Genomic DNA, 24,426 nt, shown 5'->3' with positions numbered 1-24,426 from the left:
TTCGACGCCAGACTGGCCCGGTGCTCGGTTCTCTCTGCGACGTCCTTCCCGCCGCGGCCGCCCTGCTAGGAGTCCGGGACGCCGTCGACAAGCTGGCGGTGACGGACTGCATCGGCACCGAGCGGATCGACCGGGTGCTGGTGGTGCTCGTCGACGGGCTGGGATGGCATCTGCTTCCGCAGCTGGCCGGCAGTGCGCCCCTGCTCGCCTCGGTGCTGACCAGCGGCACGGGGCGGCTGACCCAACTGGACTGCACCTTCCCGTCGACCACGCCGACCAGCCTGGTGTCGCTGGGCACCGGCGCACCGCCCGGCGAGCACGGGATTCTGGGCTTCACGCTGCGGGTGCCCGGCACCGATCGGGTGCTCAACCACGTCCGGTGGCGCGATGACCCGCCCCCCGCCGTGTGGCAGCCGCTGCCGACCTGGTTCGAGCGGCTCAAGGCGGCCGGCATCAGCGCTCGCGCCTTGCTGCCGGCGCTCTTCCTCGGCAGCGGACTGACCGAAGCCGCGTACCGCGGCGCCGAATTCCACCCGATCAAACCCAGCGATGACTACGCGCGGCTGGTGATCGATGAGCTGCGCGCGGCGCCCGGGCTGGTGTACGGCTACACCGCCGAACTCGACACCGCCGCCCATGTGTTCGGTATCGGCTCACCGCAATGGCATGCCGCGGCGGCGAACGTCGATGCACTGTTGTCGCGCGTGCTGGACGGGCTGCCGTCGAACGCGGCGCTGCTGGTGACCGCCGACCATGGCGGCCTCAATGTGCCACCCGAGACGCGTATCGACCTCGACACCGACCCGCGGCTGGGCGAGGGCATCCGGGTGGTGGCGGGTGAGCCGCGGGTGCGGTACCTGCATGCCGAGCCGGGCGCCGCGCCGGACGTGCAAGCCGTTTGGGGCGAGCTGCTGGACGGCCGGGCCAGTGTGTACCGCCGCGAGCAGGCGGTGGCCACCGGCATGTTCGGGCCGGTCGCCGAGCAACATCTGGAGCGGCTCGGCGATGTGGTGGTCATCTGTTCTGGCGACACGGCGGTGCTGGCCAGCGCGCATGAGCCGCCGGAGACGGCTCGTCTGGTCGGCTTCCACGGCGGAGCCACCGCGGCGGAGATGGCAATTCCGCTCATCGTTTTCGGGCCGTAGCACCCGCAGGTTGTCGGTGGCCGGTGATACACCTGCGGGCAGACTCCCCAGATCGGACTGGTTATGGATGACACCGAACGGACCCGTCGCGGCGAACAATTCCGTCGCCTCCACACCGGCGACGAGATCCTCGTGCTCCCCAATCCCTGGGACATCGGAACCGCCCGGTTGTTCGCGAACCTCGGGTTCCAAGCACTGGCGACCACCAGTGCCGGCCTGGCGTTCTCATTGGGCAGACGTGACGGTGACGGCGCGGTCAGCAGGGACGAAGCGCTCGAACACGCCCGCACCATCGTCGGGGCGACAGCCCTTGCGGTGACCGCGGATCTGGAGAACGGATTCGGCGAGGCCCCCGAGGCGGTGGCCGAAACCGTGCGCCGGGCGGGTGAGGCCGGTCTGGCCGGGGCCTCGATCGAAGACGCGACCTATGACTCCGACGCGCCGATCTTCGCGCGTGAGCTGGCGATCGAGCGCATTCAGGCCGCCGTGGAAGCCGCCCGAGCGCTGCCCTACCCCTTCACTTTGACCGCCCGCTCGGAGAACTTCATCCGCGGGCGGCCCGACCTCGACGACACGGTGTCGCGGCTGCAGGCTTTTGAAGCGGCCGGCGCCGATGTCCTGTACGCGCCCGGCCTGCCCGACGAAGCGGCGCTGCGCCTGGCCTGCAGCAGCGTCACCAAACCGTTTAACTACGTTGCCGGGTTCGGGCCGACCCGCTTCACCCTCGCCCAGCTCAAGGATTTCGGGGTGCGCAGGGTGTCGATCGGCACCTCGTTTTGCCGCACCGGGCTGACCGCCGTCGTGCGTGCCGCACATGAAGTGCTCGATCAAGGGTCGTTCAGCTATGTCCACGGCATTCACTCCGTCGCCGACTTCAACGAGCTCATCGATCCCCGTCCTGCCGATCACTGACCGTCGACAAGCGCGCTACGTGCGGAAATACACAACAGACTCGGATTGAGTTCACAGCTCGCTGGAACCGTTCACCAGGTTCGGCGTTATACATTCGGTGCACTGTGATGTTCCGGGGTGTTGGCGACACTCGGCGATGGCAGCGGGCCATCGCGACTGTCGCAGCGCTGGGGGTGTTCGTCGCCCTGATCACCGGCTCGGCGCTGCGATCCGGCTTCGCCGCGACGGCGCTGCCGGAGCCCGCGGCGTGGTCCGCGGGAAACATCGGCGCGTCCGCCGGGCCGACGCCCGGTCGCCCGTCAGCCAGTAGCCCGCCCGCCCTGGCGATTTCGCGGTCCGCGGCGCCGGCCAACAAAACCAACAACAAGCCGTTCCACAGCACCTGGGCGACGAAGGAACGGCCCCAGCTGTGGAACCGCTTGTCACCACAATCGATGCTCACGCCGGCGTCGTTGTCGTTCATCCCGATAGGGTTTGCGCCCGGCGGCGTCCAATCCCGTGCACCCGCGGCCATTCCGTCCGATCGAGATATCTTGACCCAGATCTGCGTCGCCCGCCGCTGAGGGCTGCGCCCGTTTTCCGCAACACGTAATCGCCCAACGGCTTGTAACCCCCGTGGCTATCTCGTGAAAGAGGACTCCTCATGTTTTCGGGCACAACTCATACCGCAGTCAGGCAGAGGCTGTAATGGATTTCGCGACGCTACCTCCGGAAATCAACTCCGGGCTGATGTACTCGGGCCCCGGCCCGGGATCGATGAAGCGCGCCGCCGCGGCGTGGGACACGTTGGCAACGCGGCTCTTCACCGCGGCGGCCGACTACCGGGCGGTGACGGCAAAGCTGGCGTGCGGCCACGAGAGCCCGCTCACCGAAGCCGCCGCACTGTACGTTGACTGGCTCGACGCCGTCGCAGCCCGAAGCGAGCACACGGCCTACCAGCTCGAGGCGGCGGCCGAAGCGCACCAGTCGGCCTTCACGGCAACGGTGCCGCCATCGGCGATCACGGCCAACCGCACGCAACGAAGGTCGCTGGTGTCGACGAATTGTCTGGGCCACAACAGCACGACGATCGCGAACGTCGATGCCGAGTACGACGCGATGTGGGCGCAAAACGCCGACGCCATGTACGCCTACGCCGGGGCAGCGGTCGGTGCCGCGACGATCACTCCCTTCCCCGCTCCGCCCGGCAATACCGTTGTGGCCAAACCTAATTGGGCCCTGCAGTCGGCGCCGGACGTCGTGTCGGCCGGCGGCGACGTGATGTCGGCGATACCCGACGCTCTCCGACATCTGTCGTCTTCGCCACTGAAAACGATCGAAGCGTCCCTTTCCCCGGTGACCGTGTCGCTGTCGAAATTGAATTCGGTGACCGCGCCGTCAGATTTCGCGATCGGCAACCTGAATTCCTTGAACAAGACGGCGGCCCTGCAATCGCTCTTCCCAAAGCCGGCCGGCACTAACAGCGTGAACACGCGCTTCGGCCGCGCGACACCGCTCGGCGCGCTGTCGGTGCCGCGCGCCTGGTCGGCCGCCGCCCCGATGATGGAGCGGTTGCGCGGGGACCGGGCTGGCGAGCCCATCCGCCTGGTCGCGGTCAGCGAGGCGCCCGGCTCACAGGCGGCCAATGAGTACGGTGGCTAAATCGGGGTGACATAGGCCGCGCTGATCCCGCCGTCGACCATGAACGTCGAAGCGGTGATGAATGACGCGTCGTCGCTGGCCAAAAACGCTACCGCTGAGGCGATTTCGTCGGGGTCGGCGAAGCGGCCCACCGGCACGTGCACCAGCCGGCGCGCGGCCCGTTCGGGGTCGTTGGCGAAAAGCTCTTGCAGCAGCGGGGTGTTGACCGGCCCGGGGCACAGCGCGTTCACCCGGATGCCTTGCCGGGCGAACTGCACACCCAGCTCGCGTGACATGGCCAGCACCCCGCCCTTGGATGCGGTGTAGGAGATCTGCGAGGTCGCCGACCCCAGGACGGCGACGAACGACGCCGTGTTGATGATCGAACCTTGCTGCGCGGGAACCATGTACCGCAAGGCAGCCCGGCAGCACAGGTACACCGACTTGAGGTTGACGTCCTGGACGCGTTGCCACGCCGGCAGTTCGGTGTTTTCGATGAGGTCGTCCTCGGGTGGTGAGATGCCGGCGTTGTTGAACGCGATGTCGATGCGCCCGTGGGCCTGCGCCGCGGTGTCGAACAGGGCGTTGACCGCGCCCTCGTCGGACACGTCGGTGGGCACGAACAAGCCGGATAGTTCGTCGGCGGCCGCGCCACCGGCGTCGGCGTCGATGTCGCCCACCACGATGGTGGCGCCCTCGGCGCGCATCCGTCGCGCCGCGGCCAGCCCGATGCCGCCGCCGGCGCCGGTGACGACAGCCACGCGGCCCGCCAATCGTTGGGTGAGATCGACCGTCACCACCTACTCCTCTCCGATCGCGATGAACACGTTCTTGGTCTCGGTGAAGTGCAACGGCGCATCCGGGCCCAGCTCACGGCCCAGCCCCGACTGCTTGAAGCCGCCGAACGGGGTGTTGAACCGAACCGACGAGTGCGAATTCACCGACAGGTTCCCGGCTTCGACCGCCCTGCAGACGCGCAGCGCGCGGGACAGGTCGTTGGTCCAGATCGATCCGGACAGCCCGTAGCTGGTGTCGTTGGCCAGCGTGATGGCATCGTGTTCGTCGTCGAAGGCCAGCACGGTGACGACCGGGCCGAAGATCTCGTCGGTGACGCAGCGATCGGTGCGCTGCGGGGTGAGAACCGTTGGTGGAAACCAGAATCCGCGGCCGGCCGGCACGGTGCCACGAAAAGCGACGGGGGCGCCGTCGGGCACATACGACGCGACCTTGTCGCGGTGCGTCGCCGACACCAGCGGACCCATCTCGGTGTCCCGGGATGCCGGGTCGCCGACGACGACGCGGGTGACGGCGGGCTCGAGCAGCTCCATGAACCGGTCATAGACGCTGCGCTGCACCAGGATCCGGCTGCGCGCACAGCAGTCCTGCCCCGCGTTGTCGAACACCCCGGCCGGTGCGCTCGCGGCGGCGCGCTCGAGGTCGCAGTCGGCGAAGACGATGTTGGCGCTCTTGCCGCCGAGCTCCAGCGTGACCCGCTTGACCTGATCGGCCGCGCCGGCCATCACTTTTTTGCCGACCTGTGTCGACCCGGTGAACACAATCTTGCGGACCCCGGGGTTGGTGACGAACCGCTGCCCCACCACCGCGCCCTCGCCGGGCAGCACCTGCAGCAGGTCGGCGTCCAGTCCCGATTCGGCCGCCAGTTCGGCGAGCCGGATCGTGGTCAGTGGGGTCCACTCGGCGGGTTTGACCAGCACGGCGTTGCCGGCGGCCAGGGCCGGTGCGAAACCCCACGACGCGATCATCATCGGGAAGTTCCACGGGGTGATCACGCCGACCACGCCCATCGGTTCGTTGAACGTGACGTCCAGCCCGCCGGCCACGGGAATTTGCTTGCCGGACAACCGTTCCGGGCTGGCCGCGTAGAAGTTCAACACGTCGCGGACGTGGCCGGCCTCCCACTCGGCCGACGCGATGGGGTGCCCGGAGTTGGCGACTTCGAGTGCCGCCAGCTCGTCGCGATGCGCGTCGACGGCGGCCGCGAAGGCCCGCAGGCCGGCGGCCCGTTCGGCCGGGGCCAACCGCGCCCACCTGCGCTGGGCCGCCCGCGCCCGGTCCACCGCGTCGTCGACGGCGGCGGTGTCGGCGTGCTCGACCGAGCGCAGCACCTCCTCGGTCGCCGGGTTGATCAGCTGCGCCGTGCTCAACTCAGCTCACGCGTCCCGCGTATGACCGCGCTGCGTCCACGATCGCGGCAAACAACCGCAGGTCCTCCAGCGACTGTTCCGGATGCCATTGCACGGCAAGCACGAACCTGTCCCCGGGCAGCTCCAGCGCCTCGACGACGCCGTCGGCATCCCACGCGCTGACCACCAGGCCGTCCCCCACCCTGTCGATGGCCTGATGGTGATAGCTAGGCGCATCGGCGGACTCCCCGACCAGTGCGGCCAGCCGGCTGCCCGCCACGGTACGCACCGGCAATCTGGTGAACACGCCGTTGCCCGCCCGATGCCCGCTGTGCCCGAGCACGTCGGGCAGGTGCTGATGCAGCGTGCCGCCCAGCGCGACGTTGAGCACCTGTGCGCCGCGGCAGATTCCCAGCACCGGCAGTCCCCGCTGCAGCGCGCCCCGCAACAGCGCGAACTCCCACGCGTCGCGGTCGGTGCGGGGCGGGTCGGTGGTCGGGTGCGGTTGCTGGCCGTAGCTGGCGGGGTCCAGGTCGTATCCCCCGGTGATCACCAGCGCGTGCAGGCTGTCCAGCACCGAGTCGACGGTCTGGGCGTCCACCGGCTGCGGCGGCAGCAACACCGCGGTTCCGCCGGCCAGGATGACGCCTTCGAAGTAGTCGGCGGGCAGGTACCCGGCGCGGATGTCCCAGGCGCCGGTCTGCACCCGCTCCAGATACGTCGTCAGGCCGACCACCGGGCGCGGTGCGGCCGGACGCAGCGGGTCGCCACCATCAGATCTAGAGGCGTTCAAACCCACGCATCCTCTCCCAATCGGTGACCGTCGCGTTGAATGCCGCCAACTCCACCCGGGCGTTGTTCAGGTAGTGGGCAACGACGTCGTCGCCGAACACGTCCCGCGCGACCCTCGATTGCTCGAACACCGAGGCCGCCTCGGCCAGGGTGGCGGGCAGCCGCTCGACGCCGGGAGCCTGGTAGGCATTTCCCGTGCAGGGCTCCGGCAATTCCAGGCCCCGTTCGATACCGTACAGCCCGCCGGCGACGATGGCCGCCACCGCCAGATACGGGTTGACGTCACCGCCGGGAACCCGGCACTCGACCCGGATGTTGGGACCATGACCGACCACCCGCAGCGCGCAGGTGCGATTGTCCAATCCGCATGCCAGCGCGGTGGGCGCGAAACTGCCGTCGGCGAATCGCTTGTAGGAGTTGATGTTCGGCGCATAGAACAGCGTGAGGTCACCCAGGGTGGCCAGCAGGCCGGCCAGGAAACTGCAAAATGCCGGCGACATGCCGTGCGGGCGGCTGGGATCGGCGAACACCGCACCGCCCTGCAGGTCACGCAGCGAGAGGTGAACGTGACAGCTGTTCCCTTCCCGCTCATCGTATTTCGCCATGAACGTCAGGCTCTTGCCGTGCTGGTCGGCAATCTCTTTGGCGCCGTTCTTGTAGATGACGTGGTTGTCGCAGGTGACCAACGCGTCGGCGTACCGGAAACCGATTTCCTGCTGCCCCCTGTTGCATTCGCCCTTGACGGCTTCGAAGTGCAGGCCGGCGCCGATCATTCCCCGCCGGATGTCGCGCAGCAGCGGTTCCATGCGCGACGACGCCGAGATCGCGTAGTCGATGTTGTAGTCGCTGGCCGGGGTCAACCCGCGGTAGCCGTCGGCCCACGCCTGGCGATAGGGCTCGTCGAACACGATGAATTCCAGCTCGGTGGCGACGTCGGCGGCCAGGCCGCGCTCGGCCAACCGGTCGAGCTGGCGGCGCAGGATGGCCCGCGGTGACACGGTGACCGGGCCGCCGTCGGCCCAGCCCAGATCGGCGATCACCAACGCCGTCCCGGCCAGCCAGGGGATCCGCCGCAGGGTGGACAGGTCGGGCGTCATCACTGTGTCGCCGTATCCGGTGTCCCAGCTCGACATCGCGTAGCCGCTCACGGTGTTCATGTCGACGTCGACCGCGAGCAGATATCCGCAGCACTCGGCGCCGTGGGCGGCCACCTCGTCGACGAACAACCGCGCGTCGATCCGCTTCCCGGCCAGCCGGCCCTGCATGTCGGCGAACGCCACGATGACGGTGTCCACCTCGCCGGTGCCTACCAGCCGTTCGAGTGCGGTCAACGACAGCATCGCAGCAGCGGGATCGGTCACAGCACGATCTTCGGAGGCCATGACCGTCAGTCAACCAGGCGCTACCAGGTGCTGGTGCGCAAAATGATCTCGGCGGCCAGCTGCGCCGTGGACTCCTGCACGCTGCGCCGCCCCAGGTGCACCACCCGGTAATCGGAATAGACGTAGCGCTGGCTGGCCTGAGCCACCGCCCGGGCGGCCGGCGAGCTGACCAGCACGGTGGTGCCGATCTCCACCGGGGGGCAATGTCCGTCGGTGATGGCGCCTTCGTAATCGGCTGCCCGCGGATGGCCGCGGTCGATCACCACCAATCCGACGAACCGGCCCAGCCGCGTCGCGGTCAATTCCCAGGCGAGCTCGGCGCCGGCCCGGTCGCCCATGACCACGGCCCACCCGATGCCCAGCGCGTCGAGGATGCCGATGACCGACTTGGGAGTCAGGCGCGGATCGAACCCGACCACGACCGTCCGAAGCGATGCGGTGTGCAGGCGTTCGCAGACGGCGTCGTACGCCGCCGGGACGCGGTCCTCGTCGCCCAGTATGACGACGACGACGCCGTTCTCCGGACCGGCCACGACCACCGGCACGGGGAACCCGTCCAGAGTGGTCATCATCGAGGACACCCCAGCACGCTACAACCAAACGGCAGGTGTGCGCGACGATTCTTCGGCATCTGGTACGCAGACCTGGTTTTTGGGCCGCACCGTCAACAGCGACGTTCACGCCACGATCGGCGCGAATGTCTTACGGCCGCAAGTGACTTGCAAGATGAGGTCGCTGTGGCGGTGGACCATCAAGCAGGCTGAGAATACCCTCGATATCGAGATGGGACGCCAGCAGATCCGCGGCGACGTCGAGTTGGGCATCGCGGCGGGCGGCGACGTTGGTGTCGCCGACCATGAAGCCGCCGCGGCCGGCCGCGTCGGCGACCCGGGTGAGCCACGCGCGACGGAACTCGTCGTTGTCGAGCACGCCGTGCCAGTGGGTCCCAAAGACCGCGCCGCGCACCACTCCCTGCGGCTGCGGATCAGCATCGGAGTCGAACCAGCGCTCCTCGCCGCAGCGGGTGACCCGCCCGTGATGGATCTCGTATCCGGCCAACGGGCCGTCGTGCGGCCGCTGCCAGCGGCACACGGTCTTGTCGGGATGGAACGCGATGTCAACGTCGAGCAGCCCCAGCCCGGGCACTCCCGTGGCCCCGGATTCCACCGGATCGTCTAGGCGACTGCACAGCATCTGAAAACCTCCGCAGATTCCCAGCACCGGCTTGCCGGCACGGGCGTGCGCCGTGATCGCGGCGGCCAGGCCGTGATCGCGCAGCCAGGACAGGTCGGCGACGGTGGCTTTGCTGCCGGGGAGGACGACCAGGTCGGTGTCGGTGATGTCGGCGGGGTCGGTCACCCAGCGCACCAGCACACCCGGTTCGCAGGCCAGCGCCTCGACGTCGGTGGAGTTGGAAATCCGCGGCAGCCGCACCGCGGCCACCCGCAGCCACTCGTCGCCGCACGGGGGTGCGGGCGTGCCGATGACGCGGTGCGCGACCACCGACAGCGAGTCTTCGGCGTCCAGCCACAGTTCGTCGGCATACGGCAGCACACCGTAGGTGGGCCGGCCGGTCATGTCGTGCAGCAGGCGCAACCCGGGTTCGAGCAGCGCGGGGTCACCGCGGAACTTGTTGACGATGAAACCGGCGATCAGCGCCTGGTCGTCGGGCTCGAGCACCGCCACCGTCCCGAACAGGTGCGCCAGCAGGCCGCCGCGGTCGATGTCGCCGACCAGGAGCACCGGCAACTTCGCGGCCTGGGCCAGTCCCATGTTGGCCAGGTCGGTGGCGCGCAGGTTGATCTCGGCCGGCGAACCCGCCCCCTCACAGATCACCACATCGAATTCGTCACGCAGGCAGGTCAATTCGTCCAGGACGAGGGATGCGAGCCGATCGCGGTGCCGGACATAGCTTTTCGCGCTGACTGAGTCGGCGACCTGACCTTTGATCACCAGCTGCGAGGTGCGGTCACTGCCCGGCTTGAGCAGGATGGGGTTGAATCGCACGCTGGGTTCCAGCCCGGCCGCGCGCGCCTGGATCGCCTGGGCGCGGCCGATCTCGCCGCCTTCGACGGTCACCACGGAGTTGTTGGACATGTTCTGCGCCTTGAACGGGGCGACCCGGACCCCGCGCCGGGCCAACAACCGGCACAGGCCCGCCACCACCACCGATTTCCCGGCGTCGGAGCTGGTGCCCGCGACCAGCAGGGCTCCGGTCATCCGGCGAGCGGACGCGCGGCAAACGTCATGGCAAGGTGAGGATTTCGACGCCGGTGTCGGTGACCAGCAGGGTGTGCTCGAACTGCGCGGTCCACTTGCGGTCCCTGGTGACCACCGTCCAGCCGTCATCCCAGATCTCGTAGTCCAGGCTGCCGAGGTTGATCATCGGTTCGATGGTGAACGTCATCCCCGGTTGCATGATGGTGGACACCGACGGCTGGTCGTAGTGCAGGACGACCAGGCCGTTGTGGAAGGTGGTACCGATACCGTGACCGGTGAAATCACGAACGACGTTGTAGCCGAACCGGTTTGCGTATGACTCGATGACGCGGCCGACCACCGAGAGCGCACGACCGGGCTTGACGGCGTTGATGGCGCGCATCGTCGCCTCCCGGGTTCGCTCCACCAGCAGCCGGTGTTCTTGCGCGACATCGCCGGCCAGGAAGGTCGCGTTGGTGTCGCCGTGCACGCCGTCGATGTAGGCCGTGACGTCGATGTTGACGATGTCGCCGTCGGCGATCACCGTCGAGTCGGGGATCCCGTGGCAGATGACCTCATTGAGCGACGTGCAGCACGACTTCGGGTAGCCCTTGTAGCCCAGCGTGGAGGGGTAGGCGCCGTGGTCGACCATGTACTCGTGGGCGATGCGGTCCAGTTCGTCGGTGGTCACCCCGGGTGCGACGGCTTTGCCCGCCTCCACCAGCGCGCCGGCCGCGATCCGGCCGGCGACGCGCATCTTCTCGATCACCTCGGGTGTCTGCACCCACGGTTCGCTGCCCTCTTGGGCAGTGGACTTGCCGACGTATTCCGGCCGCGGGATACGGCCGGGCACCGGCAGAGTCGGGGACAACTCTCCGGGGGAAAGCGCGGTGCGAGCAGGCATGCGACCAGCTTAACCGCGGCCCTGCTGCCCGATCAGAGCCGCTGGCGGCGCAAGAACGAGCGGCGCGGCCCCCGGATGACCACCGAGCCGCACACCACCCGCCCGGTCAACACGACGTGCGGCCTGCCCTCACCAGGTGGGTCTTTGCGCCGGTCGCTGGCACTGCCCACGTAGACCTCGACGTCGTCGATCGACGCGCCGGCGCCGTCGGGCAATCGGATCTCCACCGAGCCGAATCTCATATCGAGTTCGATGACCACCACCGGCCCGGCGAAGCGGGCCTTGGTCAGGTCGAGTTCCACCGAACCCAGCCGACGGACCAGCGCCAGGCGGCTGGGCACCATCCATTCGCCGTGGCGCTTCAGCGAACCCGCCCATCCCCGCAGTTCCACCCGGTCGGCCGCGGAGGTGACGATGGCGCCCGGTCCCGGCAGATCGCCGACCAGACCGTCCAACTCACCTCGGGTCCGGGCGTAGGACACCTGCGACGAGCGCTGTTCGAACTCGTCGATATCGATCAGCCCGAGCGCGACGGCGTTGTGCAGTCGCCGCATCGTGCCATTGCGGTCGGCGTCGGAGACCCGCAAAGCCACCATGTCGCCGCCGGCATCCGTCATGTTCGCAATTTACCGCCGATGCGGCGCGGGGTACTCGGCGCGCTTGCGACCGGCGCTAAGCCAGGAAGTTCGGCGGCAGCGCTTCGAACATGAATTTCGTCATCCGAACCGCCCACTCTGAGCTGCCGCCCCCGACGATCAGTGAGGCGAAGGCCAGGTCGCCGCGGTAGCCGGCGAACCAGGAGTGCGATCCGCCCGGGAACTCGGCCTCACCGGTCTTCCCATAGATTTCGCCGCAGCCGGCGATCTCCTTGGCGGTCCCGTTGGTCACCACCAGCCGCATCATGGGCCGCAGCGCATCGATCATCGTCGGGCTGATCGGCGTGGTGTCCCCTTGGACCGCGGTCTGCCGGCCGGCGATGAGTTGCGGCACGGGTGTCTTGCCTGCGGCGACCGTGGCCGCCACCAGGGCCATGCCGAACGGGCTGGCCAGCACCTTGCCCTGGCCGAAACCGTCCTCGGTGCGCTCGGCCAGGTCCACCGTCGGCGGCACCGACCCCGTCACGGTGGTGACGCCGTCCACCGCATAGTCGAGGCCGATCCCGTATTGGGCGGCCGTCTGGGTCAGACCGCGGGGCGGCATCCGGCTGCCCAACTCCGCGAACGTCGTGTTGCACGAGCTGGCGAATGCCCGCGACAGCGACACCACGCCGAGATCGAAGCCGCCGTAGTTGGGGATGGTGCGGTGCCCGATGTCGAGGTGGCCCGGGCAGCCGAGCATCGAGTTGGGCGTGACCATGCCGCGGTCGACGGCAGCGCCCGCGGTGATCATCTTGAACGTCGACCCCGGTGGGAACAGGCCGTTGGTGGCGGGCAAACCGTCCGCGTCAGCCCCGCCGTTCTGCGCGATCGCGAGGATCTCTCCGGTCGACGGTTTGATCACGACGATCATCGCCTTGCCACCCTTGTTGTCGACCGCGCGCTGGGCGGCGTTCTGCACCACCCGGTCCAATGTGATCGACACCGACGGCGCCGGCGATCCTTCGACCTCGTGCAGCACCTCGACCTCGACGCCGTTCTGGTTGACGCTCACCACCCGCCAGCCCGCCTCGCCGTCGAGTTGGTCAACCACGGCCTTCTTCACCGCGGAGATGACCGCCGGCGCGAAATGCGGGTCGGTGGGCAGCATTTCGGGTTGGGGCGTGACCACGACACCGGGTAGCCGCCCGACCAGCGGGAAGACTTTGTCGTTGTCGTCCGGGTGCAGCGTCACCCCCAGATCCACCGGGTGGGGCGTCGAGCTGGCTTGTTCGGCGAGCAGCTGCGGATCGTTGAGGGCCCCGTTGAAGGGGTGCAGCACGTCGACGATCGCGTGCGCCGTCCCGATCAGGGCGGGTCCGGCCTGGGTGGCGTCCAGCGTGTAGTGGTACAGGTAACCCGGCACCAGCACGTCGCTGCCGCCGAGCTCGTTGACCGACGCGCGGTGCGGTCGATCGGCGCGCAACGCGAACGTCTGGTGCTCGCCCAGCTTGGCGTGCAGCGCGGTGGTGGTCCACCGCACCGCCCAGTGCCCCTCGTCGCGGGCCATCCTCAGCTGGCCGTCGTAGGTCCAGGTCCGGTTCTTGGGCAGGTGCCAGGTGAAGCGGTAGCCGACCGTGCCGCTGTCCTCGGCGTACTTCGAGTTCAGGAGTTGCGCGTCGAGGTGGGATGCCTGCAGACCGGACCACGCCGCGTTCAGGGCTTCGCGGGCCTCATTGGGGCTGTCGCTGAGCTGCGCGGCGGTCGCGGTGTCGCCGACGGCCAGGGCGCGGAAGAACTTCTCCGCGGCCGGGCCCGGGCCATCGGGCCGCGGCGTGCATCCGGACAGGGCGACGGCCGCGACCAGAAGCAGCCCGGAGGCGGATGAGGCCAGTGTTGTTGTAGTTACCATCGGTGCTGATGTTAAGAACTGCAGCATCAACAGCAGCGCAGACACACCGAGACCGGACCGTTATGCGCTCTAGCGCGGCCATTTTGTGCCGAATGTGCGGGCAGCCGCATACCCGCGGGTCGGTCCGCACGCAGCGGCGCTAGTCGAGTAGCACCGTCGCGAAGGTGCCGATCTCGGTGAAGCCCACGCGGGCGTAGGCGGCGCGCGCCACTGTGTTGAAGTCGTTGACGTAGAGGCTGGCGGTTCGCCCGGTGCCGACGATCACCGCGGCGACCGTAGCGGTACCGGCGGTGCCCAGGCCCAGTCCGCGCCACTCCGGGTGCACCCACACCCCCTGGATCTGGCCCACGCTCGGGGACTGCGAGCCCACCTCGGCCTTGAAGACGACCTGGCCGTGTTCGAACCGCGCCCAGGCGCGCCCGGCCGTGATCAAGCTGGCCACCCGCCGCCGGTAGCCGCGTCCGCCGTCGCCGAGCCGCGGGTCAACACCCACTTCGCCGATGAACATGTCGACGGCGGCCACCAGGTAGGCGTCCAGCTCTTCGGGCCGGACCTGCCGCACACCGGTGTCGAGGTCGCAGCTGGGGTGGTTGGACAACGCCAGCAGTGGCTGGCGGTCGCGCACGTCACGAGCCGGGCCCCAGGCCGCCTCGAGCCGCTCCCACATCGGCATCACCAGGTCGGCCCTGCCGACCAGCGACGAGCAGCGCCGCGTCCCGCGCATGGCCTCGTCGGCGAACGCGCTCAGATCGGCCGGCGAACCGCGCAGCGGGATCAAGTTGGCGCCGGCGAAGCACAGGGATTCGTCAGCGCCGCGCAGCGTCCACAGTTCGCCGCCGATCGAATTGGGGTCGATTCCGTGGTCGGCCACCCGGGCCGCGACCATGCATGACGCGACGGGATCGCCGTCGAGCACCCGCCACACAGCGGCCGCGTCGCGCACCACGGACACCCGTCGCTCACCGACAAGGCGGAACAGGGGCGGAGCCGACATATGGCGAACTCTCTGTGGTGCGAACTCTCGGACCAGTACCGGGCGCTGGCCTTTATCAGCTTACGGTGACTACAGGTGAACCGCTGGATGTTGCTTCCGGTCCCTCATCGCTGTTGATCTCCGTACCCATTTCAGCGGCGAGCCGCATTGCCTCTTCGATCAGCGTCTCGACTATCTGGGCTTCGGGCACGGTCTTGATCACTTCGCCGCGAACGAAGATCTGGCCCTTGCCATTTCCCGATGCGACGCCGAGGTCGGCCTCGCGGGCCTCGCCCGGACCGTTGACGACACATCCCATCACGGCGACGCGCAGCGGCACGTCCAGACCGTCCAGTCCGGCGGTGACCTCGTTGGCCAGCGTGTAGACGTCGACCTGGGCGCGACCGCACGACGGGCACGACACGATCTCCAGCCCGCGCGGGCGTAGGTTCAGCGATTCGAGGATCTGGATGCCGACCTTGACTTCCTCGACCGGCGGCGCCGACAGGGACACCCTGATGGTGTCGCCGATCCCGCGCGACAGCAGCGCGCCGAAGGCCACCGCCGACTTGATGGTGCCCTGGAAGGCAGGCCCGGCCTCGGTGACGCCCAGGTGCAGCGGGTAGTCGCATTGTTCGGCCAGTTGCTCGTAGGCGGCGACCATCACCACGGGGTCGTTGTGCTTGACGCTGATCTTGATGTCGCCGAAGCCGTGGTCTTCGAACAGCGAGGCCTCCCACAGCGCGGACTCGACCAGCGCCTCGGGGGTGGCCTTGCCGTACTTCTCCATGAACCGCTTGTCCAGCGAGCCCGCGTTGACGCCGATGCGAATCGGGATGCCCGCCGCGGCGGCGGCCTTGGCGACCTCGCCCACGCGGCCGTCGAACTCCTTGATGTTGCCCGGATTCACCCGCACCGCAGCACATCCGGCGTCGATGGCGGCGAAGATGTACTTCGGCTGAAAGTGGATGTCGGCGATCACCGGGATCTGGCTGTGCCGGGCGATCTCGCCCAGCGCGTCGGCGTCCTCCTGACGCGGGCAGGCCACCCGGACGATGTCGCAGCCCGCCGCGGTCAACTCGGCGATCTGCTGCAGCGTCGTGTTGACGTCATGCGTCTTGGTGGTGCACATCGACTGCACCGAAATCGGGTAGTCGCTGCCGACGCCGACGTCGCGAACCATCAACTGGCGCGTCGTGCGTCGAGGGGCAAGCGTGGGCGCCGGAGCTTCCGGCATGCCCAGGCCAATGGTCACTGTGTTGATTCCTTCGGTTTCATTACTGGAAGAGCCTGATCGGGTTGACGAGATCGGCGGTCACGGTCAGCAGCATGTAGCCGACCACGAACACCAGCACGACGTACGTCGCCGGCATGAGTTTGAGGTAGTTCACCGGGGCGGCCGCGACCATGCCCCGGGCCGACCGCACCAGGTTACGGATCTTCTCGAACACCGCGATGGCGATGTGACCGCCGTCGAAGGGCAACAGCGGCACCAGGTTGATCGCGCCCAGGATGAGGTTCAGCTGGGCCAGGAAGAACCAGAACGCCACCCACAACCCGTGGTCGACCGTGTCGCCGCCAATGATGCTGGCCCCGACGACGCTCATCGGCGTCTGGGGGTCGCGCTGCCCGCCGCCGATGGCGTGCACCAGCGCACCGACCTTCGTCGGGATCGTGACGAGCGCCTTGCCCACCTCGCCGGTGAGGTCGCCGGCGAACGCGACGGTGGCCGGGATCGCGCTGAACACCCCGTAGTGCGCCGGCGCGACTTTGACGGCGCCGACGCCGATGGCGCCGACCGTCGAGGGTTGCGGCTGACCGCCCTGCCCGCCGGCCCCGTTGGTCAGGTAGCGCTGGGTGGTCGTGACGTCGACGTACGTGGTGATCCGAGTGCCGTTGCGCTCGGCGACGATCGGGACGTTGCCGTGCACCTTGCGGATGGCGGCGGCCATGTCCTCAAAGGTGGACACCGGGGTGTCCCCCACCTTGACGATGACGTCGCCGGACCGGATTCCGGCCAGCGCCGCCGGCCCCGGACCGGCGCAGTCCGCGATCTTGCCCGGAGCCACTTCCGGTGCCACACAAGCGGTTTCGCCGACGACCGCCTGGGTGGGCGGGTGCAGGTTGGGCAGCCCCCAGATCAGCGCGATGCCGTAGAGCAGCACCAGGCAGATGACGAAGTTCGCGGCAGGGCCGGCGAACAGCACCGCGACCCGCTTCCAGACCGCCTGCTTGAACATGGCGCGGTCGGCCTCGTCGGGCGCCAGTTCCTCCACCGAGGTCATCCCCGCGATATCGCAGAAGCCGCCGAGCGGAATGGCTTTGACGCCGTATTCGATCTCACCGCGGCGGGTCGACCACAGCGTGGGGCCGAAACCGACGAAATACCGTCGCACCTTCATGCCGGTCGCGCGCGCAACCCACATGTGCCCGCACTCGTGCAGAGCCACCGAAATCAGGATGGCCAGTGCGAACAGCACAATGCCGATAGCGAACATCATCTCCGCTGCAGGACCTTTCTCACACGATTCCGGAGGCTTTTGCTGACACGCCGGCGGGCTGGGCTTGTGCGACGGAACGCTGCGCCCGCTCACGTGCCCAGCGCTGCGCGTCGAGTACCTCATCCACGTTAGCGGGTACTTCGCCAAATTTGGGCGCCCATTGGTCGGCGGCGTGCAGCACGTCGGCGATGGTTTTGACAATCCCGGGGAAACCGACCCGGCCCGCGAGGAAGGCCTGCGCCGCCTCCTCGTTGGCCGCGTTGTAGACGGCCGTCATGCAGCCACCGGCCTGTCCGGCATGCCGGGCCAACTCGACGGCGGGAAAAACGTCATGGTCCAGCGGCTCGAATTCCCAGCTAGAGGCCTTGCTGAAGTCGCAGCCGGCCGCCGCGCCGGGGACGCGCTGTGGCCAGCCAAGGGCCAGCGAAATCGGCAGCCGCATGTCCGGGGGGCTGGCCTGCGCGAGGGTCGAGCCGTCGACGAAGGTGACCATCGAATGAACAATCGACTGGGGGTGCACGACGACCTCGATGCGGTCATACGGAATGCCGAACAGCAGGTGGGTCTCGATGAGCTCCAGACCCTTGTTGACCAGCGAGGCCGAGTTCAGGGTGTTCATCGGGCCCATCGACCACGTCGGGTGGGCGCCGGCCTGCTCCGGGGTGACGTCCTCGAGCTGGGCGGCGGTCCAGCCGCGGAACGGGCCGCCAGAAGCGGTCAGCACCAGCTTGGCGACTTCTTCGGGGGCCCCGCCACGCAGGCATTGCGCCAGCGCGGAATGTTCGGAATCGACGGGCACGATCTGCCCCGGCTTGGCGGCTCGCAGCACCAGCGGACCACCGGCGATCAGTGATTCCTTATTGGCCAGCGCCAGCCGGGCGCCCGACTCCAGCGCGGCCAACGTGGGCCGCAGGCCCAACGCCCCCACCAGCGCGTTGAGGACGACGTCGGCGTTGGTCTCCTGGACCAGCCGGGTCGCCGCGTCGGGGCCGAAAAAGGGTATGTCGCCGGCGCGCTGCGCCGCGCGTTCGTCGGCGACCGCGATGTTGGTCACACCGGTCGCGGCGCGCTGCCGCAACAGCGTGTCCAGGTTGGCGCCTCCCGCGGCCAGGCCGACCACCTCGAAACGGTCCGGATTGGCCGCGATGACGTCGAGCGCCTGGGTGCCGATGGAGCCGGTGCTGCCCAGCACCAGCACACGCAGCCGGTCCCGCGTTTGCCCGTCGGTCGTCGGGTTGGTCACTCATTCATTGTGCGCCGCCCGGCACCGGCGGGGGCCATGCCCCGCGGGCCCGACGGGGGGTGTGCCAGAATTTGGGTTCGACAAGCAATCCGATCCGAAGGGGATTCGCCGTGGCCAGTACCGAGGTGGAGCACTTCACCGGCGTCGACGCCGTCGAGGTGCCGTCGGCAGCGTGGGGGTGGAGCAGGATCAACCACCGCACCTGGCACATTGCCGGCCTGATCGGCTTCGGATTCCTGCTGGCGATGCTGCGCGGCAACCACGTCGGCCACATCGAGAACTGGTTCCTGATCGGGTTTGCGGCGCTGGTCCTCGTTTTCCTGATTCGCGACCTGTGGGGCCGCCGCCGCGGCTGGATCAGGTAGCAGTTAGCCCGGTTCGGAGCGCCCTAGCGTTGCGTCCGGCGACGCCAGGCACCACCGAGCACGACGACCGCCAGCGCGAGCACGGCCATCACCCACGGCCATATGCCCTGTTGATGCACCCAGCCGGCCACCGCGCCCTGCAGGCGCCCGGCCGCAATGATCACCGCGTCCCGCGGGTTGCCGTTCGCGCCGAACAGGCGCACCTCGTAGCCGCCGTAATAGGCAACGTACAGCCCGACCAGCACCAGCAGCGCGCCACCGACCCGGTTGACGAACGGCAGGAGCCGGCGCAACCGGTCCACCATCGCCGAGCTCGCCGTCGCCGCCGCGACCGCGAGCACACCCACGACGAGGGTCAGCCCCGCGCTGTAGGCGAGGTAGATCGCCAGTTCGGTGACGAGCGATCCGCCGCGCAGGCCGGCAGCGGTGGCGGCCAGAAACGGCCCGATGGTGCACGACAGCGAGGCGATCGCGTAACTGATGCCGTAGCCGTACATGGAGCCCAGCCGAGCGGTGGGGGCCCACCGCGGGCCCAGCGGACGCGGGGTCAGGGCCGACAGCGCTCGGCCCGACAGCAGCCAGACCCCGAGCACGACCAGCACCACGCCGACCACCACGGTGGCATAGGGCAAAAACCGCTGCACGGTTGTGCCCGCCGATACGGTCAGCGCGCCGAACACGCCGAACACCGTCAGGAAGCCCAGCGCCATCCCCACAGTGGCCGCCAGGGCACGCCCGGCGGCGGCCACGCCCGAGTGTTCGCCGGGGCGCTGGCCGCGCACCACCAGCAGTAGATAGGCGGGCAGCATGGCAAACCCACACGGGTTCAGCGCGGCCACCAATCCGGCCGCGAAGGCCAAGCCGACCAGACCCCGGTCCACCGAGTCAGGACCTCAGGCCAAAGACCCGATCGGAGAGCTCCTGCTGCGACATGGCCGAGGTCGGGTTGTTGACGAACGTCGAGCTGCCGTCCGCGCGGTAGAACACGTAGGCGGGCTGCCAGGGGACGTTGTAGCGGGCCCAGAGGGATCCGTCGGCGTCGTTGAGGTTGGTGAAGTGCAGGCCGTACTTGGAGACGAAGTTCTGTTCCGCGCCGACATCCGAGTGCCCGGCGATGCCGACGAAGGTGACACCGGGATTGGCGGCCGCAACCTGGCTGACGCCGGGAGCTTCGGCATTGCAGAACGGGCAGAACGGCGCCCAGAACCACAGCACCGCGGGCTTGCCCTGCAAACTGGCCCCATTGAACGGTGCACCGCTCAGCGTCGTCCCGGCGAATTGCAGTCGGTCGTCGGCGGCCGCCGCTCGCGGCGCACCGCCCAGTACCAATATCAGTGCAGCGGCGAAAACGGCCGCGGCAAACAGTTTGAGTGGAGAAAACAAGCGAATCAAGGCGCACCCCCGGTTGCTGGCGTTATGCCTTAAAGACGTGCGCGTCGCCCTCTCGGTTCATCCAGCTACCCGCCTGCTACTTGCTCTCGAAGGCCAGCTGCCCGCAGGCGGCGCTGATCTCGCGGCCGCGGGTGTCGCGCACCGTGCACGAAACCCCCTTGGCGCGCACCCGCCGGACGAACTCCCGCTCGACCGCCTTGGGGCTGGCGTCCCACTCACTTCCCGGCGTCGGATTGAGCGGAATCAGGTTCACGTGCACCAACGGCCCGAGCGCGCGGTGCAGCCGCTGTCCCAAAAGGTCTGCGCGCCAAGGCTGGTCGTTGACGTCGCGAATCAACGCGTACTCCACCGACACGCGCCGGCCGGTGACGTCGGCGTAATACCGCGCGGCGTCAAGGGCCTCGGTGATCTTCCACCGGTTGTTGACCGGCACCAGCGTGTCCCGCAGTTCGTCGTCGGGCGCGTGCAGCGACAGCGCCAAAGTGACACCGAGCCGTTCGTCGGCGAGCTTGCGGATGGCGGAGGCCAGACCCACCGTCGACACGGTCACCGACCGGGCCGAGATGCCGAAGCCGTGTGGCGGCGCGGCGATGATGCGCCGCACCGCGGCTACCACGCGCGCGTAGTTGGCCAGCGGCTCCCCCATGCCCATGAACACCACGTTGGACAGCCGGTCCCCGAAGTCGTCGCGCAGGGCCGCAGCGCCGGCGCGCACCTGCTCGAGGATCTCGGCCGTCGACAGGTTGCGACTCAGCCCCCCCTGACCGGTCGCGCAGAACGGACACGCCATGCCGCACCCGGCCTGCGACGAGATGCACACCGTGTTGCGTTGCGGATAGCGCATCAGCACCGACTCGACGGTGACCCCATCGAGCGCCCGCCACAACGTCTTTCGCGTCTGGCCGGCATCGCACGTCACCTCGGAGGCGGCCGTGATCAGGATCGGGAACATCGTCTCGGCGATGGTGTCGCGCAATCCCGCCGGAAGATCGGTCATCTGCCGCGGATCGGCGATCAGCCTGCCGTAGTACTGATGCGCCAACTGCTTGGCGCGAAACGCCGGCAAGCCCAGCTCTGCGACGGCGGACGCGCGACCGTCCTCGTCGAGATCGGCCAGGTGCCGCGGCGGCTTGGCCGGGCGCGGCTCGGAAAAAACCAGTTGTTGAACCATGACCCGTCCAGTATCGGTCACGTTCGGCTAGGGAACGAGTGTCAGCAGCGCCCAGGCCGCGACCGCCGAAGGCAGGACCCCATCGAGCCGATCCATCAGGCCGCCGTGGCCGGGCAGCAGCCGGCCCATGTCCTTGATGCCGAGGTCGCGCTTGACCTGGGATTCCACCAGATCGCCGAGCGTGCTGGTCAGCACCAGGACAACGCCCAGCAGCACACCGATCCACGGCGGTTTGTGAGCCAGGAAGGTCGCCGTCAGGGTCGCCGCGGTGATCCCGAGCACCAGAGATCCGGCGAATCCCTCCCAGGACTTCTTGGGACTGATCGCCGGGACCATCGGGTGCTTGCCGAAGAGCGCCCCCACCGCATATCCGCCGGTGTCGGAGGCGACGACGGTGATCATCAGGCAGAACACCCGCCCTGCCCCGTCGTGCGGGTAGACCAGCAGCACGCCGAAGGACGCGAACAGCGGCACCCACGCGGCCAGGAACACGGTGGCCGAGGCGTCCCTGAGGTAGTTGGCCGACGGCGAACCGTCGAACGGCTCGGAGCGTTTGCTGTTGTCCTGCATGAACAGCCGCCACACATTGCAGACCACCACGGTGACGCCGAAGCCGGCCAAGGCGCCCGCGGCGTGAAACGGCCAGGTCAGCCAGACCGTGAGCTGGCCCCCGGCCAGCAGCGGGATGACGGGTATGAGGTACCCGGCTTCGCGCAATCGCCGAACCACTTCGTGGGTGGCCACCACGATGGCGAGCGCGACGATGGGCACCCAGAACCGCGGCGCGAAGACCAGCGTCACGACTAGAACACCACCGATACCGGCGCCCACGGCGATGGCGGCGCGCAGGTCACGTCCGGCGCGGGACGTTTTCTTGCCCGGCTCCTCGATCGTCTCCTTGGCGGCGCGTGCCGGCTGGTCGGGCGGATTGCCTGCGCCGGGATCTGAGGTAGCCACTGGCCTGGATGAACTTAGCTGCTGGGCGGTCGCTAGACCTCCAGCAGTTCGCCTTCTTTGTGCTTGACCAGCTCTTCGATCTGGGTGATGTACTGATGGGTCGACTTGTCCAGTTCCTTTTCGGCCCGGCCGACCTCGTCCTCGCCGGCCTCGCCGTCCTTGCGGATCCGGTGCAGCTCCTCCATCGCCTTGCGGCGGATATTGCGCACCGAGACCTTGGCGTCCTCCCCCTTGCCCTTGGCCTGTTTGACCAGCTCTCGCCGGCGTTCCTCGGTGAGCTGCGGCACGGCTACCCGGATCAGGGTGCCGTCGTTGGTGGGGTTGACGCCGAGGTCGGAGTTGCGGATCGCCGTCTCGATCGCGCCCACCTGACTGGCTTCATAGGGCTTGATGACGACAAGGCGCGCCTCGGGCACGTTGATGCTGGCCAGTTGGGTGATGGGCGTGGCCGAGCCGTAGTAGTCGATGACGATCCGCGAGAACATGCCCGGGTTGGCGCGCCCGGTCCGGATGGTCGACAAGTCGTCGCGCGCAACCGCTACGGCCTTCTCCATTTTCTCTTCCGCATCGAAGAGAGCCTCGTCGATCATGTGCGCCGCTCCTCCTCATTGCTGTGCTGCAGATTTTCGCAAGCGCAAATCATCGCGTCTTCCCCTCAGGTGGTGACCAGAGTCCCGATCTTCTCACCAGCGACCGCTCGGGCGATATTGCCATTGGTCAGCAGGTTGAACACCAGGATCGGCATGCCATTGTCCATGCAGAGGCTGAAGGCGGTGGCATCGGCCACGCGTAGCCCGCGGTCGATGACCTCACGATGACTGATCGCGGCGATCAATTCGGCATCGGGATACTGCCGGGGATCGGCAGAAAACACGCCGTCGACCGCCTTGGCCATCAAGACCACCTCGGCGCCGATCTCCAGGGCGCGCTGCGCGGCCGTGGTGTCGGTGGAGAAGTACGGCAGCCCCATGCCGGCTCCGAAGATCACCACGCGCCCCTTCTCCAGGTGGCGTACAGCGCGCAGCGGTAGATAGGGCTCGGCCACCTGTCCCATGGTGATCGCGGTCTGGACCCGGGTGACAATGCCTTCCTTCTCCAGGAAGTCCTGCAGCGCGAGGCTGTTCATGACGGTGCCCAACATGCCCATGTAGTCCGAACGGGTGCGTTCCATGCCGCGCTGCTGCAGCTGCGCGCCCCGAAAGAAATTGCCACCGCCGATCACGACGGCGACCTGGACACCGTCGCGGACCACCTCGGCGATCTGTCGGGCCACGCGCGCCACGACATCGGGATCCAAGCCGACCTGGCCGCCGCCGAACATTTCGCCGCCCAGCTTGAGCAGCACTCGCGAATACCTGGCCCGGTTCAGCGACGGGCCGGAAGCCAGTCCGTTGTCCGGTGCAGATGTCGATGGGCCGTTGCTGGTGGTTGCCGGCTCCGGCCTCGGAGCCGCCGAGCCGGCGACTTGGGGCTCCCTGGACTCCGTCATCAGACTCCTCGCATGAGAGTGCCATCCCGGACGATCTCCATCCGGAACGGCATTTCACATCCTGCCTCATCGCAGCACAATGCGGCGGCGGCGGGGTGCATTATGCGCGTAGTTGGCCCGCCGGACCAATTTTCGAGTCTCTCGGTACCGAATATGTCGGCACCGGCGCGCTTTCTTCGGGCTCGCGTTTGAGCGACGGTTGCCTTGGGAATCCGCAACAACGCGGCAGAATTGGGTGGTCTTAAGCAATGAGGGCCAGCCTCGCCGTATGACCGGGTCGATCGCTCGTGATCGCCGCTGAGCGTGGATCGCTCAAAGTACGCCAACGAGGAGGAACACTTCCATGGCTGAAGAAAACAAGTCGGGACCTGCCGAAGCTGTCAAGGGCGTCGTCGAGGACGTCAAGGGAAAGACCAAAGAGGCAGTAGGCGCGGTGGCCGGACGCGATGACCTCACCCGCGAGGGCCAGGCGCAGCAGGACAAGGCCGAAGCGCAGCGCGACGCGGCAAAGAAGGAAGCCGAAGCTGAAGCCGCGCGTGGCGGCGCCGAGGCTGCCGAGGAGCGCCAGAAGTCGAACCAGTAGCAGGCTGAACGATGGGCCTGGTCCGTTGATACGGGCCGGGCCCATCGTCTTTCTTTGAGCTGAGTGGGCGCCTTGAGTTGCATAGTTTTCAGCTGGCCGGGTATGCGGGCGTAGCGCTGTAAGACATCTCCGCGGAGGTGCCTACGGACCGGGGGGGAAGCCGGGAC

At 68.2% G+C, this 24,426-nt stretch carries 25 protein-coding genes; 6 read left to right on the top strand and 19 right to left on the bottom strand.

The features are described from left to right. Window positions 1-20: 20 nt before the first annotated feature. The 4 genes from A5782_RS02625 to A5782_RS02610 all read left to right on the top strand — a co-directional run bounded on the left by A5782_RS02625 (window position 21) and on the right by A5782_RS02610 (window position 3,698). Window positions 21-1,145, top strand: a complete 1,125-nt coding sequence (locus A5782_RS02625; RefSeq protein WP_067094691.1) for an alkaline phosphatase family protein — start codon at window positions 21-23, stop codon at window positions 1,143-1,145. Window positions 1,146-1,208: 63 nt separating this feature from the next. After that, a complete protein-coding gene (locus tag A5782_RS02620; protein ID WP_067094688.1) occupies window positions 1,209-2,057 on the top strand; it encodes an oxaloacetate decarboxylase in 849 nt (282 codons plus the stop codon). 107 nt (window positions 2,058-2,164) lie between these two features. Beyond that, the gene (locus A5782_RS02615) at window positions 2,165-2,620 is read left to right on the top strand and encodes a hypothetical protein (protein WP_231986572.1); all 456 of its coding nucleotides are present in this window, start codon (window positions 2,165-2,167) and stop codon (window positions 2,618-2,620) included. A 124-nt stretch (window positions 2,621-2,744) separates the two neighbouring features. Then, window positions 2,745-3,698, top strand: coding sequence for a PPE family protein (locus tag A5782_RS02610; RefSeq protein ID WP_067094682.1), 954 nt, complete (start codon window positions 2,745-2,747; stop codon window positions 3,696-3,698). On the opposite strand, the gene A5782_RS02605 is transcribed toward A5782_RS02610, so the two are convergent. The 13 genes from A5782_RS02605 to dxr all read right to left on the bottom strand — a co-directional run bounded on the left by A5782_RS02605 (window position 3,695) and on the right by dxr (window position 18,302). Then, window positions 3,695-4,474, bottom strand: a complete 780-nt coding sequence (locus tag A5782_RS02605; protein WP_067094808.1) for a 3-oxoacyl-ACP reductase — start codon at window positions 4,472-4,474, stop codon at window positions 3,695-3,697. The genes A5782_RS02610 and A5782_RS02605 overlap by 4 nt on opposite strands. Before the next feature lie 3 nt (window positions 4,475-4,477). Further along, on the bottom strand, window positions 4,478-5,842 hold the full coding sequence (locus A5782_RS02600; protein ID WP_067094679.1) for an aldehyde dehydrogenase: 1,365 nt from the start codon (window positions 5,840-5,842) through the stop codon (window positions 4,478-4,480). 1 nt (window position 5,843) lies between these two features. Further along, entirely contained in the window at window positions 5,844-6,635 is a 792-nt protein-coding gene (locus A5782_RS02595) for a gamma-glutamyl-gamma-aminobutyrate hydrolase family protein (protein ID WP_231986576.1), read from the bottom strand. Continuing rightward, window positions 6,601-7,995: a glutamine synthetase family protein gene (locus tag A5782_RS02590; RefSeq protein ID WP_067094673.1), complete on the bottom strand. Its 1,395-nt coding sequence runs from the start codon at window positions 7,993-7,995 to the stop codon at window positions 6,601-6,603. Before A5782_RS02590 ends, A5782_RS02595 begins: the two co-directional genes overlap by 35 nt. A 20-nt stretch (window positions 7,996-8,015) precedes the next feature. Continuing rightward, window positions 8,016-8,567 carry an alpha/beta hydrolase gene (locus tag A5782_RS02585; protein ID WP_067094805.1) on the bottom strand — a complete coding sequence of 184 codons (552 nt, stop codon included), beginning with the start codon at window positions 8,565-8,567 and terminating at the stop codon, window positions 8,016-8,018. Between the two features lie 130 nt (window positions 8,568-8,697). Continuing rightward, on the bottom strand, window positions 8,698-10,215 hold the full coding sequence (locus A5782_RS02580; RefSeq protein ID WP_067094669.1) for a cobyric acid synthase: 1,518 nt from the start codon (window positions 10,213-10,215) through the stop codon (window positions 8,698-8,700). Between the two features lie 25 nt (window positions 10,216-10,240). After that, the gene (map, locus tag A5782_RS02575) at window positions 10,241-11,098 is read right to left on the bottom strand and encodes a type I methionyl aminopeptidase (RefSeq protein WP_067094666.1); all 858 of its coding nucleotides are present in this window, start codon (window positions 11,096-11,098) and stop codon (window positions 10,241-10,243) included. Window positions 11,099-11,130: 32 nt separating this feature from the next. Next, complete coding sequence (locus A5782_RS02570) at window positions 11,131-11,715, bottom strand: DUF1707 domain-containing protein (protein WP_067094663.1); 585 nt, start codon at window positions 11,713-11,715, stop codon at window positions 11,131-11,133. A gap of 55 nt (window positions 11,716-11,770) precedes the next feature. Continuing rightward, window positions 11,771-13,585 carry a penicillin-binding transpeptidase domain-containing protein gene (locus A5782_RS02565; RefSeq protein WP_067094660.1) on the bottom strand — a complete coding sequence of 605 codons (1,815 nt, stop codon included), beginning with the start codon at window positions 13,583-13,585 and terminating at the stop codon, window positions 11,771-11,773. Between the two features lie 139 nt (window positions 13,586-13,724). Continuing rightward, complete coding sequence (locus tag A5782_RS02560) at window positions 13,725-14,579, bottom strand: GNAT family N-acetyltransferase (RefSeq protein ID WP_067094657.1); 855 nt, start codon at window positions 14,577-14,579, stop codon at window positions 13,725-13,727. A gap of 55 nt (window positions 14,580-14,634) precedes the next feature. After that, the gene (gene ispG, locus A5782_RS02555) at window positions 14,635-15,813 is read right to left on the bottom strand and encodes a flavodoxin-dependent (E)-4-hydroxy-3-methylbut-2-enyl-diphosphate synthase (protein WP_067094654.1); all 1,179 of its coding nucleotides are present in this window, start codon (window positions 15,811-15,813) and stop codon (window positions 14,635-14,637) included. A 22-nt stretch (window positions 15,814-15,835) separates the two neighbouring features. Beyond that, window positions 15,836-17,059: an RIP metalloprotease gene (locus A5782_RS02550; RefSeq protein WP_067094651.1), complete on the bottom strand. Its 1,224-nt coding sequence runs from the start codon at window positions 17,057-17,059 to the stop codon at window positions 15,836-15,838. Between the two features lie 19 nt (window positions 17,060-17,078). After that, complete coding sequence (dxr, locus tag A5782_RS02545; RefSeq protein WP_067094649.1) at window positions 17,079-18,302, bottom strand: 1-deoxy-D-xylulose-5-phosphate reductoisomerase; 1,224 nt, start codon at window positions 18,300-18,302, stop codon at window positions 17,079-17,081. A gap of 110 nt (window positions 18,303-18,412) precedes the next feature. Between dxr and A5782_RS02540 the strand changes: the two genes are divergently transcribed. Beyond that, complete coding sequence (locus A5782_RS02540) at window positions 18,413-18,667, top strand: DUF2631 domain-containing protein (RefSeq protein WP_067094646.1); 255 nt, start codon at window positions 18,413-18,415, stop codon at window positions 18,665-18,667. Between the two features lie 23 nt (window positions 18,668-18,690). On the opposite strand, the gene A5782_RS02535 is transcribed toward A5782_RS02540, so the two are convergent. From A5782_RS02535 to pyrH, 6 genes are all read right to left on the bottom strand, one after another. Continuing rightward, complete coding sequence (locus A5782_RS02535) at window positions 18,691-19,548, bottom strand: cytochrome c biogenesis CcdA family protein (protein ID WP_067094643.1); 858 nt, start codon at window positions 19,546-19,548, stop codon at window positions 18,691-18,693. 4 nt (window positions 19,549-19,552) lie between these two features. Beyond that, window positions 19,553-20,059, bottom strand: coding sequence for a protein disulfide oxidoreductase (locus A5782_RS02530; protein WP_067094640.1), 507 nt, complete (start codon window positions 20,057-20,059; stop codon window positions 19,553-19,555). A 76-nt stretch (window positions 20,060-20,135) separates the two neighbouring features. Then, window positions 20,136-21,230: a 23S rRNA (adenine(2503)-C(2))-methyltransferase RlmN gene (gene rlmN, locus A5782_RS02525; RefSeq protein WP_067094637.1), complete on the bottom strand. Its 1,095-nt coding sequence runs from the start codon at window positions 21,228-21,230 to the stop codon at window positions 20,136-20,138. 27 nt (window positions 21,231-21,257) lie between these two features. Next, the gene (locus A5782_RS02520) at window positions 21,258-22,187 is read right to left on the bottom strand and encodes a phosphatidate cytidylyltransferase (RefSeq protein WP_067094634.1); all 930 of its coding nucleotides are present in this window, start codon (window positions 22,185-22,187) and stop codon (window positions 21,258-21,260) included. A 32-nt stretch (window positions 22,188-22,219) separates the two neighbouring features. Beyond that, a complete protein-coding gene (gene frr, locus A5782_RS02515) occupies window positions 22,220-22,777 on the bottom strand; it encodes a ribosome recycling factor (protein ID WP_067094631.1) in 558 nt (185 codons plus the stop codon). Between the two features lie 65 nt (window positions 22,778-22,842). Beyond that, the gene (gene pyrH, locus A5782_RS02510; RefSeq protein ID WP_067094628.1) at window positions 22,843-23,676 is read right to left on the bottom strand and encodes a UMP kinase; all 834 of its coding nucleotides are present in this window, start codon (window positions 23,674-23,676) and stop codon (window positions 22,843-22,845) included. Window positions 23,677-24,019: 343 nt separating this feature from the next. On the opposite strand from pyrH, the gene A5782_RS02505 reads away from it, so the two are divergent. Next, complete coding sequence (locus tag A5782_RS02505) at window positions 24,020-24,259, top strand: general stress protein CsbD (protein ID WP_067094624.1); 240 nt, start codon at window positions 24,020-24,022, stop codon at window positions 24,257-24,259. Window positions 24,260-24,426: the final 167 nt, after the last annotated feature.

It is taken from the genome of Mycobacterium sp. 852002-40037_SCH5390672 (assembly GCF_001665875.1).
Lineage (GTDB): Bacteria > Actinomycetota > Actinomycetes > Mycobacteriales > Mycobacteriaceae > Mycobacterium.
This window is presented reverse-complemented; position numbering and strand designations above follow the sequence as displayed.